This window comes from Pseudomonas sp. R2-37-08W, from assembly GCF_003851705.1.
Taxonomy (GTDB): domain Bacteria; phylum Pseudomonadota; class Gammaproteobacteria; order Pseudomonadales; family Pseudomonadaceae; genus Aquipseudomonas.
In genome coordinates this window covers 2,791,082-2,805,955 of record NZ_CP027728.1, presented here as the reverse complement: position 1 = coordinate 2,805,955, position 14,874 = coordinate 2,791,082, and the positions used below count along the sequence as shown (strand labels likewise).

Genomic DNA, 14,874 nt, shown 5'->3' with positions numbered 1-14,874 from the left:
ATGAACCTGTCCCCCCTCAATCGCCGCCGGTTCGAGCGGTTCAAGGCGAACAAGCGTGGCTGGTGGTCGCTGTGGCTGTTCCTGATCCTGTTCGGGCTGAGCCTGGGCGCCGAGTTGATCGCCAACGACAAACCGCTGGCCGTGCACTTCGACGGTGACTGGTACTTCCCGGCGCTCAAGCGCTACCCGGAGACCACCTTCGGCGGCGAGTTTCCCCTGGAAGCCAACTACAAGAGCCCGTATATCCAGGAACTGCTCAAGGCCAAGGACGCCTGGACCTTATGGGCACCGATTCCGTTCAGCTACCAGAGCATCAACTACGACCTGAAAGTGCCGGCCCCGGCGGCGCCGTCCAGCGTCAACCTGCTGGGCACCGATGACCAGGGCCGCGATGTACTGGCGCGGGTCATCTACGGTTTTCGCGTGTCGGTGCTGTTTGCGCTGACGCTGACCGTGCTCAGCTCGATCATCGGCGTGATCGCCGGCGCCCTGCAGGGTTTCTATGGCGGTTGGGTGGACCTGGCCGGGCAACGTTTCCTGGAGATCTGGTCCGGGTTGCCGGTGCTGTACCTGTTGATCATCCTCGCCAGCTTCGTGCAGCCCAATTTCTGGTGGCTGCTGGGCATCATGCTGCTGTTCTCGTGGATGAGCCTGGTGGACGTGGTGCGCGCCGAATTCCTGCGCGGGCGTAACCTGGAGTACGTGCGCGCGGCCCGTGCGCTGGGCATGCAGAACGGCGCGATCATGTTCCGCCATATCCTGCCCAATGCGATGGTCTCGACCATGACCTTCATGCCGTTCATTCTCACCGGCGCCATCGGCACCCTCACCGCCCTGGACTTCCTGGGCTTCGGCCTGCCGGCCGGCTCGCCGTCACTGGGTGAACTGGTGGCCCAGGGCAAATCCAACCTGCAGGCGCCGTGGCTGGGCATGAGCGCGTTCGCCGTGCTGGCGATCATGTTGAGCCTGCTGGTGTTTATCGGCGAGTCCGCTCGCGATGCCTTCGACCCGAGGAAATGAGATGAATCAGGACAATCTGATCGAAGTCCGCGACCTCAGTGTCGAGTTCGTCACCGGCGAGCATCACCATCGCGTGGTCAATAACGTCAGCTTCGATATCAAGCGCGGCGAAACCCTGGCCCTGGTCGGCGAAAGCGGCTCCGGCAAATCGGTGACCGCCCATTCGATCCTGCGCCTGCTGCCCTACCCGTTGGCGCGGCACCCGTCCGGCACCATCGCCTACGCCGGGCAAGACCTGCTGACGCTCAAGGAAAAGACCCTGCGGCACATTCGCGGTAACCGCATCGCGATGATCTTCCAGGAGCCGATGACCTCGCTGAACCCGCTGCACTGCATCGAAAAACAGATCAACGAAGTGCTCGGCCTGCACAAGGGTCTCACCGGCAAGGTCGCCACCCAGCGCACCCTCGAACTGCTGGAGCTGGTGGGCATCCCTGAGCCGCACAAGCGCCTCAAGGCATTGCCCCACGAACTCTCCGGCGGCCAGCGCCAGCGGGTAATGATCGCCATGGCCCTGGCTAACGAGCCGGAGCTGCTGATCGCCGATGAGCCGACCACGGCCCTCGATGTGACGGTGCAATTGAAGATCCTGGAATTGCTCAAGGAACTGCAGGCACGCCTGGGCATGGCGTTGTTGCTGATCAGCCACGACCTGAACCTGGTACGCCGGATCGCGCACCGTGTGTGTGTGATGCAACAGGGCTGCATCGTCGAACAGGCCGATTGCGAGGCGCTGTTCCAGGCGCCGCAACACCCTTACACCCAGGAATTGCTGGCGGCGGAACCCAGCGGCGGGCCGGCCACCAACGACGCCGGGCCACCGCTGTTGGAAGTGGACGACCTGAAAGTCTGGTTCCCGATCAAGAAAGGCTTTTTGCGCAACACCGTCGATTACGTCAAGGCCGTGGACGGCATCAACTTCAGCCTGCCCCAGGGGCAAACCCTGGGCATCGTCGGCGAAAGCGGCTCGGGCAAGTCCACCCTGGGCCTGGCGATCCTGCGCTTGATCGCAAGCCAGGGCGGCATTCGTTTCGAAGGCCAGCAACTCGACCGCCTCACCCAGCAACAGGTACGCCCGTTGCGCCGCGAAATGCAGGTGGTGTTCCAGGACCCCTTCGGCAGCCTGAGCCCGCGCATGTGCGTCAGCGAGATCGTCGGCGAGGGCTTGCGCATCCACAAGATGGGCACGCCCGCCGAGCAGGAGGCGGCGATTATTGCCGCCCTCAAGGAAGTCGGCCTGGACCCGGAGTCGCGGCATCGCTACCCCCACGAATTTTCCGGCGGCCAGCGTCAGCGCATCGCCATCGCCCGCGCCCTGGTGCTCAAACCGCGCCTGATCCTGCTGGATGAGCCGACGTCGGCGCTGGACCGTACCGTGCAACGCCAGGTGGTGGAACTGCTGCGCGGTTTGCAGGCCAAGTACAACCTGACCTACCTGTTCATCAGCCATGACTTGGCTGTGGTCAAGGCGCTGAGTCACCAGTTGATGGTGGTCAAGCAGGGTCAGGTAGTGGAGCAAGGCGATGCCGGGGCGATTTTCGCCAACCCACAACACCCCTATACTCGGCAATTACTGGAAGCAGCCTTTCTGGTGCCCGCTTAACGTCGGAGCCCTCGCCATGTCGTTGAACACTCGCGCCCACCCTTCGCACTCGCCGCGCTTCTGGCGCGATGAGCGCTTGCCGTTCATCGAGGCGCGCACCATCGCCGACGGACGCAAGGTGACGTATACGCGGCATGCCCATGAACATGTTTCCATTGGCGCAATCACCCGCGGGCGCAGCTATTACCACCATGGCGCGCAGACCTTCCAGATCAGCGCCGGCACCGTGGTGTTGATGAACCCCGGCGATGTGCATGCCTGCAATCCCATCGAAAACGAGCATTGGTCCTACCATATGCTCTACCTCGACACGCTCTGGCTGACCGACCTGCAGCACCAACTAGGCTTCAGTACCGACCAAGGTTACCGCCCGTTCAACACCCCACACACGCGGGACCCGTCGTTGTACAACGGCTTGCTGGCGTTGTACCGCCTGCTGGTGGATGAGCGGGCTGAACTGCTGCACAAACAGAGCGCGCTGGTGAGCTACTTCAGCGAGGTGCAGCAGCGCCTGAACCCTTCGCTCGCATCGGTACGGGAGGTCAATCACAAACTGGAGCGAGCTGCTGACTACATCCGTGAACACTGCACCGAGGCCCTGAAGCTCGAGGACATTTGCCAGGCGGCCGAGCTGTCGCCGTCTTATCTGATCCGCGCCTTCAAGCAGTATTACGGGCTGACGCCCCATGCGTTTCTGGTCAATCGCCGTATCCAGTTCGCCCGCACCCAACTGCGCAATGGCGAGCTGATCGCCGACGTGGCCCTGGCCGCAGGCTTTGCCGACCAGGCGCATTTCCAGCGCGCGTTCAAACAGCATTTCGCCGCCACGCCCGGGCAATACCGCGAAATACTCAAGCCATCAGCAAATAACCCACACTGGCCACCAGCAACGCGGCCATCGAGCGGTTGAATACTCTGACACCCTGGGGATTGTGCAGGTAGCGCCGCAGAAATGTTCCGGCATAGGCCCAGCACGCCACCGACAGGTAGCAGATCACCAGGTAGAGACCGGCGAACAACCAGACTTGCCCGGCATCGCCATCCGCCGCAAACAGCCCCATCCCCGCCACACAGGCCAGCCAGGCCTTGGGGTTGAGCCACTGCATGATCGCGCCGTATACCACCGATGGCGCCGTGGCGGCGCCATCGGCCTGCAATTGGCCATCATCCACGGCGAGCTTCCAGGCCATGTACAGCAAAAAGGCCACCCCGCCCCACTGGATCAACTGGGTCAGGATCGGCCAGCGCAGCAGCACCTCGTGCAGGCCCAGGCCAATCAGTATCAACAGCAGCGTGAAGCCAAGCGCAGCGCCGAACACGTGCTTCTGGCTGGCGGCAAACCCGAAGCGCGCGCCGCTGCTCAGGGCGACCACGTTGACCGGCCCTGGCGTAATGGAGGTGGCGAGGGCGAAGGCAGCCATGGAAATGATCAAGCTCATTGCGGTTCCTTTTCGTGATGCCAGACGGGATGGCATCACGGTATAGGCTGGAGCGAACTCGGTATTGAACAAAATGCCCCTCAAGCTGCGCGAGGCATCCAGGCTCAGCGCTGCGCGGGGATCCGGATATCGCCGCTGCGACACTGGCTTTTGACACTGCGCGGGCAACCGGCGAAGGCCAGGTCCTTGGTCAGGCATACCCGCACTTCAGACAGGACTCTGCCTTTGCAGGTGACGGCCATCCCGTGATTGCCCATGCGTGGGTTACTCTCGCGAAACAGCGCCTCGATCTCGCTGGCCGCTAATGACGGCGGCGTATTGAACGGCTGCAGTTGTGGCGGAATGACCACCGCCCCCAGTGCCGTATCGGTTTTCTCCAGGTAATCCAGCGGCACGAGCCCGCTGCAGGTGCCGTGCTTGGCCCATTCGTGCTTGAGCAGCGCACGGGTGGGAAACAGCGTCGCGCCCTTGCGCATTTCCTCGTTGGTCAATCGCACGTCAGGGGCACAGGAGGCCGGCCACCCGCCCCGCGCGTACTGCGGCCACAAGCCATGCAGGACAAACCCGTAGCCTTTGCCCGAACACTGTTCATTGTCCGGGTGTGTCAGGCAAAACGTCGGCGACCATGACAGCGACAATACATAGAAATCAAATTCCCCTGGCAGCCCTTGGCTGCGCGGCGCTGCCGTTGCCCCAGTGACGATCAGCAGCCACCCCACCATCCAGTATTTCATCGCGATATCCGTTTAAACAAAGTGAATCACCACGCTATCGCGACGGCTAGGGATGTTGAGAGTAACGTTGTAGCACCTTGTCCAGGATTCGATCCGTCTTCAGCGCCTCGATTGCCAGCGAAGGGTGCTTGGCTTCCCCACGGATATGGGCATTCATCGCAAGCACGTGGTGCCATTGGATGTGCGCATGACAAGGCACTTCCAGCACCTCGTCAACCGCCCCTTCAAGACGCAGCGGCTGGTCTTCGAATACCGAGAACGTGATGCGCCCATGACTGCCGATCAGCTCGACCCGGTCTTCGCGGCGGTCTGCCACGAAGTTCCAGCAGCCCATGCCCAACGCACCGCTGGCAAAGGTCCAGCAGGCGGTTACTGCATCTTCCGCCGCGTAACGCCCGGCCTGCCGCGCGGTGAAGCCCGAGACTTCGACGATATCTCCCGCCAGGTACTGGAACAGGTCGAACCCATGGCTGGCCAGGTCAGCAAAATAACCGCCGCCGGCAATCGCCGGATCCGTGCGCCAATTGGCGGGATTGGTGTCGGCCTGTGTCGCGGGCTTGCACAGGGTCCAGGTCAGGTGGCGTAGCTCGCCGATACGGCCTTCCTGCAACCAGCTGCGCACTTGCTGGAAGCGTGGCAATGAGCGCCGATAGTAAGAGACGAACAGGTGCAGCCCGGCGCGCTCGAAGGTGCGTTGCATCAATGCGCTCTGTTCGGCGTTCAACGACATGGGCTTTTCGACGCAGCAATGCTTGCCTGCCGCTGCCACCATCAAGCTGTACTCGAGGTGGCTGTCGGGTGGCGTGGCGATGTACACCGCGTCCACCTCGGGGTCGTCGATCAGGGCCTGGGCGTCGGTATAGAAGCGGGCAATCCCATGACGTGTCGCATAATCGCGCACGGCGTCCTCGCGCCGCCCCATCACGGCCACCAGGGCGGAGCCTGGCGCTTTGTAGAAAGCGGGTCCACTCTTCAATTCAGTGACACTGCCACAGCCGATCATGCCCCAACGTACGGTGCTCATCTGCTCTCCTCGTTCGTTTATGTCAATCGGGCAGTATCCACATACACACCCTGGCGCGCCATAACCACTTAGCATGACAATTGCATTACACTTTTATGACAGAGATTTCGTTACAGGCAAAGATGATGAAAATACGGGCCACGGTCATATGCGAACACGAGGGGCATATCCTCTTTGTGCGCAAGGCAAGATCGAAATGGGCGTTGCCGGGCGGTAAGGTCGAACGCGGCGAACGCCCGGTGGGCGCGGCAGAGCGCGAGCTGGAAGAAGAGACCGGGTTGAACGTGGACGGCTTGCTGTACCTTCAGGAGCTGAAGGCCCGCGACACCCTGCACCATGTGTTTGAGGCCTCAGTGGTGAACATCGACGAGGCGCGACCGTGCAACGAGATCGTCGACTGCCAGTGGTACGCCTACAACGCTCTCGATGAATTGGACACCACTGACGCCACACGGCACATCGTCAAGTCCTTCCTGCGTCGCCTCTGACGCGACGGCTTGACTGGCGAGCCGTGCTGGCACTGCTGTGCACAGAGTCAAATTCAAGGCAAAAAAAATCCCAAGTAGCTGATGGAAACTTGGGATTTAAAAATGCATAAACCGTGGGAGGTGAACGCACGGCTATAGTAGCGATTGCAAAAACACGTCACAAGATTATTTTCTTCCTTTCGTCGGAATGGAAGAGTCGTAAGTCATTCAATAACCACATGTTTTTTAAGGAAAGAGGCAGATTTGTGCCACTTTTTGGTGCGAGTTAGGGGCAAGGCTTTGAACTTAATCCACTTATAAATAAGGGTTATTAGATATTCCACTTTCATACTTCCCACACCGTTTGTTCATTGTACAGTGCGTATTCCAGACTATTTACGCGCCACTTTATAGCGCACGCAATCCTGGTAAAAACTCTGGCGAATCGCCTCAGGTTTGAGCCGTGAACGGCTGTCATAGGTCTGCTCGGTAATACCCATGGCCATCATGCGCATCCACGATTTGTTGAATTTGATGGTCTGGATCTTTTGCCGCGCGGCGTACAGCGACACCCCCGAAAGCTTGAGTTCCTGAGCCCTGGCAGCCGTGCCCGCGCCCCAACTGCACATATACTTGTCGCCCTCGCGCAACTCCCGGGCCTGCGCGGCTGCCGCGCCGCCGGCCAGGGAACAGGCAATCAGCATGATTCCAACAGTGCGCATTAGCTTCCTCACCTAACCACCTGAAAATAAAAGTGATTCTGGCGAGAATTTTGTTACAGAGGGGCCATCAGATTGCCTTATCTCAGGCCCATGCCACTACCAACAGGCCAGCGCCCAACACCAGACACAGCGGCGAATAAAAGTAGGTGTCCAGCCTGGCGAACCTTGAGCCCACCACCTTTTTGAAAAACCCCACCAGCTCCGAATCGCCGATCGCCCGGGCAAACATCACCACAGCAATCGCACTGATCCCCCATTGCAGCGCCCCATGGGACACCGGCGAAAAATACAGCCCGGCGCGCAGACAGACGAGCAGCGCAATCGCCACCAGCCCCATGGCGACCAGAAAGGTGCCCAGCGCCGAGGGTTTGAACGCCGGCCTTGGCCCGCTGGCGAATTCGCCCGGTAATTGAGGAATGGCGGCCAGGCTGCCGAGTTTGCCGCCCGCGGCCCAGTACAGATGCACCATGCTGATGCAGGTGAAAATGGCGACGATCCAGCGCGCGATGATGAAGCTCATGGCGGGCTCCTCATAGAAATGTGCGAATGAGGATAGTCGCCCTGAAGGTTTCTGCAGGTATTTCGTCGGCGGAGCGGGCTCGCCGGGACAGCCCGCTCTCTCATGCGCCCCGGTTGACCCGCGCTCTACTTGAGGCTTGCCTCAACCTTGCGCGCTACATCGTCCGTCAACCACGCTTTCCACACGTCTGGATGCTCCTTGAGGAACGCCTGGGCGACGTCCCTGGGTGCTGTGTGATGCTCGCTCATCGCTGCCAACGCTTTGTTGAGCGGCTCGATGGGAAACTCAACCTTCTCGAAAAACTGCGCGATCTGCGGATGCTCCTTCTGGAACGGCGTAGACACGCCGATGCTCAATTTCGAGGCCAGCGAGCGCGTCGGCTTGGGATCAGGATTGTCCGCATCCGTCAGCGTCTTCCAGGCCTCGGCGTCGAACGGCGGCTCCTGCAGCTGAATCAATTTATAGCGGCCCATCAACGGCGTGGGCGACCAGTAGTAGAACAGCACCGGCTTGCCCCGGCGGATCGACGACGCAATCTCGGCATCCAGTGCCGCCCCCGAGCCGCTGCGAAAGTTCACGTAGCTGTCGTCCAGGCCGTACGCCTTGAGCTTTTGCTTGTTGACCACTTCCGAGGTCCAGCCGATGGGGCTGTTGAGAAAGCGCCCTTTGCCGGGAGACTCAGGGTCCTGGAACACATCCTTGTAGCGCGCCAGGTCGTTTACGCTTTTCAGGTCAGGGGCCAGGGGCTTGATGTTTTTGCTCGGGTCTCCCTTGACCACGTACTCCGGCACCCACCAGCCTTCGGTGGCGCCCTTGACCGTATCGCCCAGGCCCACCACCTTGCCTTCGGCCTCAGCCTTGACCCAGACGGGGCTGCGGCCCGCCCACTCTTCACCGATCACCTGGATGTCGTTCTTGGCCAGGGCGGTTTCCAGGGTGATGGTGGTACCGGGCAAGGTGTCGGTGGGCAAGTCGTAGCCCTTCTCGACAATGAACCGCAGCACCTCGGTGATCAGGCTGCCGCTTTCCCAGTTCAGGTCGGCAAAGTGCACCGGCGCCTGGGCGGCCGATACCGGCATTGACGCCAGTGACAGGCCCAGGGCCGTCAACGATGCAGCCAACAGTGTTCGTATTCCTTTCATCCCCTCGCACCTCGCGATATCGCAGCCATCAGCGGACGGCTTTGCTGCTAAGCGCGAAGCCTCTGAATAGTTAAGTCAACTCAACTGTAGTAGAGGTTCCGGAAGATAAAAGAAGTTCGCCGTGGTGATATTTATTCGCTGGCCTTGAACGTCACCAGTTCGCCCTTGCGCCACTTGGCGGCTTTGCCTGTCACGGCCTTGAGGGTTTTGGTCAGGCCTTCCTGCAGCTGTTCGTGAGCAGCAAATACCAGCATGACGCTGTGGCCTTCCTTGAACACAATCCCCTCGCCCTCGGCCGATGACACAAACGCGTAGTCGCCCAAGCCGTATACGGTCAACTTGATATCGCGGAATTTCAGTTCGAACTTGCCACCTTCGCGGCTGGGCAATACCGCCGCGCGAAAATGGTCGCCGACCTTGAGTTCCAGGCGTGGCTTGTCGTCCACCACCAACGCCGCTTCGGTATCGATCTCAGCGATGTAGATACCTTCCGGTGTCTGCTCGGTGACGTAGACAAAACGAGATTGAAACTGCTTGACCAACTTTGCGCGCAAATCACCCAGCACGAATAACGCGTGCATATCCAGATTACTGACTGCCAAGGAAACGCCCCCACATCGAAATAGCACTGGCCGCTTGAGCGGGCAGCACAAAAAAACGGCCGTTACGGCACGATCACAGACTCGTTAAAAACCTGAAGAAAACCCATAAGACCCGTACAGATAAGCGCGGTGGCCCTTATACGAGGTCATCCGGCAACACAGCAAATCACAGGTTCAACGACCCGAGAATACGGGTCGAACAACTTCAGAGAATAACCCGATTAAAAACGCAGTTTTCCGACACGCATCACAAAAGAAAACACCTGGGCATGGAACCAGGCACGCGCCGCCAACGACAATACTAAAACAGCAACACAAGTCAAACCACCCGAAACGTGGCGGCTATATCAACAAGGTCGATCGACAGGAGCTGAGCATGCTACGACGTCAACACGATGATACGTCCTTCCACTCGCATTCATCATGTCCAGGCGAACCGCAATACTACTGCTTACCTACGCCCGATGGGTACTCCCATTCCGTGCTTTATCGCGTTGTGCCGGCCGGAAGGAATTTTTTCCATATCCAGGAAGTGACCAGCGGCAGGATAAAAGGCTTTCGCAGCGATCACACCAAGGCGTGTGCACTGGCCAAAGCCCTGGAAGCCAACTTGTATAGCCTGCACGGCACACTCGTTTCGTCACCTGGCTGACTTTACTGCACAGCGGCCCTTCAACAACTGCCATACTGACCCGTCCATTGGAGTTTGCCCCGTGCGGGTCAGGTTTCATCAGTGCAGTTACCTTGAAGAGAAGCCTATACGTGACGGAATTTGATATTGGCGAATTTTTTATCCATGGCGATGCCAGGGAAGTAGACGGTGAGTTCCAAGCGGTCATCATCATGCGGGCCAAACCGCCGTTGACCACAGTCACAGCGCATCAGGTAGAAAAAGACCGCTGGTTCAAAACTGTCGACGCTGCGGCCATCGCAGCGAAAGAAGCCGCCAAGGAGCTGAAAGCCGCCGTGGATTCAGGCGCACTCAGTTCTTGATAATCCGATAGAACTCTGGCGTGCCATACCCCTCACATGCAGGACGATGATCAGCCCGCATGGAGAATGTTATGGACACCACCACCCCGACACTTGAAACCCTGTTCGAACAACTAGGCCTGGATTCCAGCCAGGAAGCCATCGAACGCTTCACCGCCGAACACCGTTTGCCGGATGACGTCAAACTCATCGACGCGCCGTTCTGGAGCGAGCAACAAGCGGCCTTCCTCAGGGAACAATTGCATATCGACGCCGAATGGGCGCCTGCGGTCGATGACCTCAACGCCCTGCTGCACGAGTCTCCCAGCGTTTGATGCAATGCAGGCTGTCTGCTTGCTCCGGCGCATCAGCGCTTGCCAGGCAGCCTTGCATTCCTGCGCCTCCTCACTGCTGGTGAAGGCGGTGACGCGTCGTATCGTTATCGCCCTGGCTTTGCACCTTGCGGCTTGTAGCCCAAACGCAAACCACCCCAATGGCGCCCCTGGACCATGATCGGCACCGACAAGTCGTGCATCAGCTCGCCGGTATCGCGCGTGTAAGTCTGCAGCAACATGGGCTGTTGATGGCTACCGCAGCGTATGCCGGTACGGTCGTCAAACTTGCGCTTGGTGCGGTTCTGCACTGCGTCCACTTGGTCATCCCCGGTCAAGGCGTGGGAAAACGCTTTGTTATGCGTCGGCACGTAGCCCTGTTGGGTGCAGGCGATGGCAAACACCAAGCCTTCATGACGTGGCAACAGCGCCTCTTGAATGGCGGGCAACACCTGGTCGGTGTAAGCGTCAAAACGGGTTTTATATTTGCTCGGACGGGTATTCGCAATCAGTGTGTAGTTGCGGTCAAACAGATCCTCGAGGCTGATCCGGCGGCTCAGCGCATCCGCCTCGAACTGTTCGGCAATGCGCCTGGCGCCTTCGCGTGCCAAGTCGTAGATACGCTGGTGATAGTCATCCAGGCCGACTTGCGCCAAGCGCTCGCTGATGGTTTCCGCCTGCCCTTCCATTTGCACAGCGGCGTCGGCGAGCTGGCGGGTTTGCTGATCGCTTACCGCAAGGTCGCTGCGCATCTGCTCCACGGCGTGGAACAGGCTGTCGAGTTGCGTGCGATTGGTGTCGGTGCCCTGGGCGATTTCACTGACTTGGGTTTCCACATCCGCCGCCAGGCTGGCGATGCTCGCCAAGTGCTCGCCGGCATGTTCCACCTGTTCAACACCGGTGTGCAGGTCCGCCGACAGTTGGCGAATCTGCTCCACCACCTGGGCGGTACGTTGCTGGATGTCAGCGACCATCACCCCGACTTCATCCGTGGCCGTGGCCGTGCGGCCAGCGAGGCCGCGTACTTCATCGGCGACCACGGCAAAGCCACGCCCATGTTCACCGGCCCGCGCCGCCTCGATCGCCGCGTTCAGCGCCAGCAGGTTGGTCTGGCTGGCAATAGACTGGATCACCAGCGTCACACGCTGGATTTCCTCGCTGCGCTGGCTCAAGGCTTCGATCAGCTCGCGGCTTGCATCGGCACGCTGGCTGAGTTGATGCATGCGGGTGATGGACTGCACCAGCACTTCCCGGCCTTCGCTGCTGCGCTGATGGGCTTGGCTGGCCGCGCCCAAGGCCTGGCGGCTGAGCTGGGAAGTGACCTGTTCGGTGCTGATCATCACTTGCGCGCTGCTGACGATCTGTTGGGAGGCGCCCAGCTGCGACTGCAAACGCGCCGCCAGCTGCTTGACCGAATAGGCCACGCCCGCAGCGGAGAGTGCGTTATGGCTGGTGGTATAGGACAGATCGCGCGTCAGCTCGCCAATCGCATCGCTGGCCGCAGCGTGCGCCACCCCAGGTTTGGGACTTTTCAGGCGGGGTAGCCAGATCACCAGCAAGGCCAGCGGCAGGCACACATAAATCGGCAAGCGGGTAAACGCCAGGCCCAGCAGTAGCAGCACCAGGGCGGCGCTCTGCGCGAGCGGTGTGAGCCAGCCGGGCAGCACGCGCGCCACCGATTGCGGTGGCACTGCTGCGCCCGTCAGAGATCCGTCTCCAGCCATTGTCGTTACCCCGCTGCTTGTCGTTATTGTGTCTGCATTAAACGCCACTATCGGGCCATTATCCATGGGCCTTTAGTGCAAGTGCATGCAGTAGATCAATAACCAGGGCGTAACGAATAATTCTTTGGGGAGCCGAGCCTGCGGCCCCCCATGCAGCACATCAGGCTTGACGCTGGTGCTTGTCGATCTGCTCGTGGCGCTCTTGCGCTTCGATGCAGTATTTGGTGGTGGGGCTGATCAGCAGGCGCTTGAGGCCGATAGGCTCGCCGCTGTCATCACACCACCCAAAGGAATCTTCCTTGATACGTTCCAGGGCACGCTCCAGTTGCGGCAACATGCGCTGGTCGCGGTCGATGGCATTGACCAGCCAGGTGCGCTCTTCTTCCACGGAAGCAGCGTCAGCCGGGTCGGCAGGCGTGTCCAGGCTTTCAATGGCGATACGGTTCTGTTCAATGCGCTCGTGGTGTTCCACTTTCATGTCTTGCAGCAACTTCTCAAAAAAAGCGTGCTGTTCGGCATTCATGTAGTCATCCGCCGGCATGGCCAGCAACTTTTCCTTTGTCATTGATTTCTCTATAAAAAATACGTGCATTAAGGCGAATAAGGGAGCGTTCCGGCCGACCTCTGCAGGTCTCGGAAAGGCGCCATCCGTTCCAAGCGCCACCCGGCACTCAATTTACGAGGGGCGGCAGTCTAAGGCCGACTTGAAGGCGCAGCAACTGAAATGACAGGCATTTTTCCCGATCAACCCCCAAAAGCACCAGGACGGGCTTGGCGAACGGTCATCGGAGTGCGTTTATAGCAAGAAATTCAGTCCAGGTGAGCTATATAGAAGACAAACGGTTGAACAAGCTGGCGCATTACTCAATGTGGGAGGGGGCTTGCTCCCGATTGCGGAGTGTCAGTCGCCATCTGTTTGACTGAGCCACCGCCATCGGGGCATAGGTATCTACACAACTTTGGCGTAGCCCTGAACCTGTGGCGAGGGAGCTTGCTCCCGTGGCGACCTGGCGGCCTATAGCTATCTGACTGATGCCGCGCGATCCAAATGTGGGAGGGGCGGTGCGACGATTCGACTTGCCCCCGATGGCGGCCTGACAGCCGACCAGGATGTTGGATCAGAGCGAGTACATATCCGTTGCTGCGGTAACGGCGGCTTAGGGTTCCGCCCTTACGGCGTCTCACTTTTGAAAAGCGCAAAAGTAAGCAAAACGCTCTTGCCCCACCACTCGGCACCTCGCTTAGGCTCGGTGTGCCCGAAATCCGACAGTGATTTGGGGGGCCGCCGCCACGCGCCATCCATGGCGCGGGGCGGCTAAACCGGCATCCCTGCCGGTTTACCCCCCAAATCACTATCGAATTCCGGCCAGCGTGGTTTAACGGGGCGCCTAGATCAAGAGCAAGATCAAGAGCGGCTCGCTTCGCATCGTGGTTACCGTAGGCTGCTACAAAGTTGTGTAGATACCTATGGCCATCGGGGGCAAGCCCCCTCCCACATTTGACCGGTGCTGTCCTCAATATTGTCTCAGCGCTTGAGCTTACGCTTGTTGCGATATTGGTCGATCACCACCGCCACCACGATGATCAGCCCCTTGATGATGTCTTGGATGTACGCATCCACCCCGACAAAGGTAAACCCACTGGCCATCACGCCGAGGATCAGCGCGCCGATCACGGTGCCGGTGATGCGCCCTACCCCGCCCGCCAGGCTGGTGCCGCCGATCACCGCCGCCGCAATCGCGTCCAGTTCATAGGACATGCCCATGCCGGCCTGGCCGGTCGCCGCACGGGCCGAGGCCACCACGCCTGCCAGGCCCGCCAGGAGGCCGGCGATGCTGTAGACGATGATCAGGTGCCGCTTGACGTTGATCCCCGAAGTACGCGCCGCCTGCATGTTGCCGCCAATGGCGTAGGTGTACTTGCCGTACTTGGTGTAGCGCAGGGCAATATGGAAAATCACCGCCACCACCAGGAAGATGATCACCGGCATCGCGCCATGGCCGATGGCCGTGTACGAATCAGACAGCATGCTCACCGGCTGGCCTTCGGTGTAGTAACGCGCCAGGCCACGGGCCGAGACCATCATGCCCAGGGTCGCAATGAACGGCGGGATACCGGTCACCGCGATGATACTGCCGTTGATCGCCCCCGCCAGCAGCCCCACGCCCAGGCCCATCGCCACCGGGATCCACACCGGCAAATCGGTCAGGGACGGAAACACCGCGCGGGAAAAATCGGAAGTCTGCGCCAAACTGGCAGCGATCATCGCGGACAAGGCCAACACCGAGCCGGACGACAGGTCGATGCCGGTGGTAATGATCACCTGGGTCACGCCGATGGCCAGCAAGCCGATGATCGACACTTGCAGGATCATCAGCACCAGGCGCTGGGAGTTCATCAAAAAGCTCTGGTCGCGCACGATCCAGCCGAACAGTTCAAACACCAGGCCGATGCCGATCAGCACCAGGAAGATGCTCAATTCAGTGGGCATGCGTCGACGGTTCTTGACCGGTGCCATCGCCGGCTTGTTGTCTGTTATTGCGTTCATAGCCAATTACCTTCTTATTCTGGAG

General features: G+C 59.9%; 17 protein-coding genes. 7 read left to right on the top strand and 10 right to left on the bottom strand.

Annotation, left to right across the window (positions count from 1 at the left end):
• Genes C4J93_RS12905 through C4J93_RS12895 form a run of 3 tightly spaced genes read left to right on the top strand, consistent with a single transcriptional unit; the run spans position 1 to position 3,533 of the window.
• Entirely contained in the window at positions 1 to 1,020 is a 1,020-nt protein-coding gene (locus C4J93_RS12905) for an ABC transporter permease (protein ID WP_124429525.1), read from the top strand.
• Position 1,021: 1 nt separating this feature from the next.
• The gene (locus C4J93_RS12900) at positions 1,022 to 2,623 is read left to right on the top strand and encodes an ABC transporter ATP-binding protein (RefSeq protein ID WP_124429524.1); all 1,602 of its coding nucleotides are present in this window, start codon (positions 1,022 to 1,024) and stop codon (positions 2,621 to 2,623) included.
• 16 nt (positions 2,624 to 2,639) lie between these two features.
• Entirely contained in the window at positions 2,640 to 3,533 is an 894-nt protein-coding gene (locus tag C4J93_RS12895) for an AraC family transcriptional regulator (RefSeq protein ID WP_124429523.1), read from the top strand.
• Here the strand turns inward: C4J93_RS12895 and C4J93_RS12890 are convergent.
• From C4J93_RS12890 to C4J93_RS12880, 3 genes are all read right to left on the bottom strand, one after another.
• Entirely contained in the window at positions 3,475 to 4,062 is a 588-nt protein-coding gene (locus tag C4J93_RS12890; RefSeq protein WP_124429522.1) for a LysE family translocator, read from the bottom strand. The genes C4J93_RS12895 and C4J93_RS12890 overlap by 59 nt on opposite strands.
• A gap of 104 nt (positions 4,063 to 4,166) precedes the next feature.
• Positions 4,167 to 4,796: a ribonuclease T2 gene (locus tag C4J93_RS12885; protein WP_124429521.1), complete on the bottom strand. Its 630-nt coding sequence runs from the start codon at positions 4,794 to 4,796 to the stop codon at positions 4,167 to 4,169.
• A 46-nt stretch (positions 4,797 to 4,842) separates the two neighbouring features.
• Positions 4,843 to 5,820: a Gfo/Idh/MocA family protein gene (locus tag C4J93_RS12880; RefSeq protein ID WP_124429520.1), complete on the bottom strand. Its 978-nt coding sequence runs from the start codon at positions 5,818 to 5,820 to the stop codon at positions 4,843 to 4,845.
• 125 nt (positions 5,821 to 5,945) lie between these two features.
• Between C4J93_RS12880 and C4J93_RS12875 the strand changes: the two genes are divergently transcribed.
• On the top strand, positions 5,946 to 6,308 hold the full coding sequence (locus tag C4J93_RS12875) for an NUDIX hydrolase (protein WP_124365144.1): 363 nt from the start codon (positions 5,946 to 5,948) through the stop codon (positions 6,306 to 6,308).
• Between the two features lie 371 nt (positions 6,309 to 6,679).
• Here the strand turns inward: C4J93_RS12875 and C4J93_RS12870 are convergent, their stop codons facing one another.
• The 4 genes from C4J93_RS12870 to C4J93_RS12855 all read right to left on the bottom strand — a co-directional run bounded on the left by C4J93_RS12870 (position 6,680) and on the right by C4J93_RS12855 (position 9,273).
• Positions 6,680 to 7,009, bottom strand: coding sequence for a hypothetical protein (locus tag C4J93_RS12870; RefSeq protein ID WP_124362714.1), 330 nt, complete (start codon positions 7,007 to 7,009; stop codon positions 6,680 to 6,682).
• 82 nt (positions 7,010 to 7,091) lie between these two features.
• Positions 7,092 to 7,529 carry a DUF3995 domain-containing protein gene (locus tag C4J93_RS12865; RefSeq protein WP_124429519.1) on the bottom strand — a complete coding sequence of 146 codons (438 nt, stop codon included), beginning with the start codon at positions 7,527 to 7,529 and terminating at the stop codon, positions 7,092 to 7,094.
• Between the two features lie 125 nt (positions 7,530 to 7,654).
• Positions 7,655 to 8,671, bottom strand: a complete 1,017-nt coding sequence (locus tag C4J93_RS12860; RefSeq protein WP_124429518.1) for an ABC transporter substrate-binding protein — start codon at positions 8,669 to 8,671, stop codon at positions 7,655 to 7,657.
• Between the two features lie 131 nt (positions 8,672 to 8,802).
• Positions 8,803 to 9,273: a hypothetical protein gene (locus C4J93_RS12855; protein ID WP_057725140.1), complete on the bottom strand. Its 471-nt coding sequence runs from the start codon at positions 9,271 to 9,273 to the stop codon at positions 8,803 to 8,805.
• A 481-nt stretch (positions 9,274 to 9,754) separates the two neighbouring features.
• Here C4J93_RS12855 and C4J93_RS27140 point away from each other — a divergent pair, with 481 nt between their 5' ends.
• The 3 genes from C4J93_RS27140 to C4J93_RS12845 all read left to right on the top strand — a co-directional run bounded on the left by C4J93_RS27140 (position 9,755) and on the right by C4J93_RS12845 (position 10,580).
• Positions 9,755 to 9,925, top strand: a complete 171-nt coding sequence (locus C4J93_RS27140) for a hypothetical protein (RefSeq protein WP_164485254.1) — start codon at positions 9,755 to 9,757, stop codon at positions 9,923 to 9,925.
• A gap of 110 nt (positions 9,926 to 10,035) precedes the next feature.
• Positions 10,036 to 10,266 carry a hypothetical protein gene (locus C4J93_RS12850; protein WP_124362709.1) on the top strand — a complete coding sequence of 77 codons (231 nt, stop codon included), beginning with the start codon at positions 10,036 to 10,038 and terminating at the stop codon, positions 10,264 to 10,266.
• Positions 10,267 to 10,337: 71 nt separating this feature from the next.
• A complete protein-coding gene (locus C4J93_RS12845) occupies positions 10,338 to 10,580 on the top strand; it encodes a DUF2789 domain-containing protein (RefSeq protein ID WP_124366908.1) in 243 nt (80 codons plus the stop codon).
• A gap of 104 nt (positions 10,581 to 10,684) precedes the next feature.
• Here C4J93_RS12845 and C4J93_RS12840 read toward each other — a convergent pair whose 3' ends face one another.
• The 3 genes from C4J93_RS12840 to C4J93_RS12830 all read right to left on the bottom strand — a co-directional run bounded on the left by C4J93_RS12840 (position 10,685) and on the right by C4J93_RS12830 (position 14,849).
• Positions 10,685 to 11,917: a methyl-accepting chemotaxis protein gene (locus C4J93_RS12840; protein WP_372238180.1), complete on the bottom strand. Its 1,233-nt coding sequence runs from the start codon at positions 11,915 to 11,917 to the stop codon at positions 10,685 to 10,687.
• Positions 11,918 to 12,461: 544 nt separating this feature from the next.
• On the bottom strand, positions 12,462 to 12,866 hold the full coding sequence (locus tag C4J93_RS12835) for a TraR/DksA C4-type zinc finger protein (protein ID WP_003191666.1): 405 nt from the start codon (positions 12,864 to 12,866) through the stop codon (positions 12,462 to 12,464).
• Between the two features lie 960 nt (positions 12,867 to 13,826).
• Positions 13,827 to 14,849 (bottom strand): ABC transporter permease, encoded by a 1,023-nt coding sequence (locus tag C4J93_RS12830; RefSeq protein ID WP_124362706.1) that lies wholly within the window; start codon positions 14,847 to 14,849, stop codon positions 13,827 to 13,829.
• Between the last annotated feature and the right edge of the window lie 25 nt (positions 14,850 to 14,874).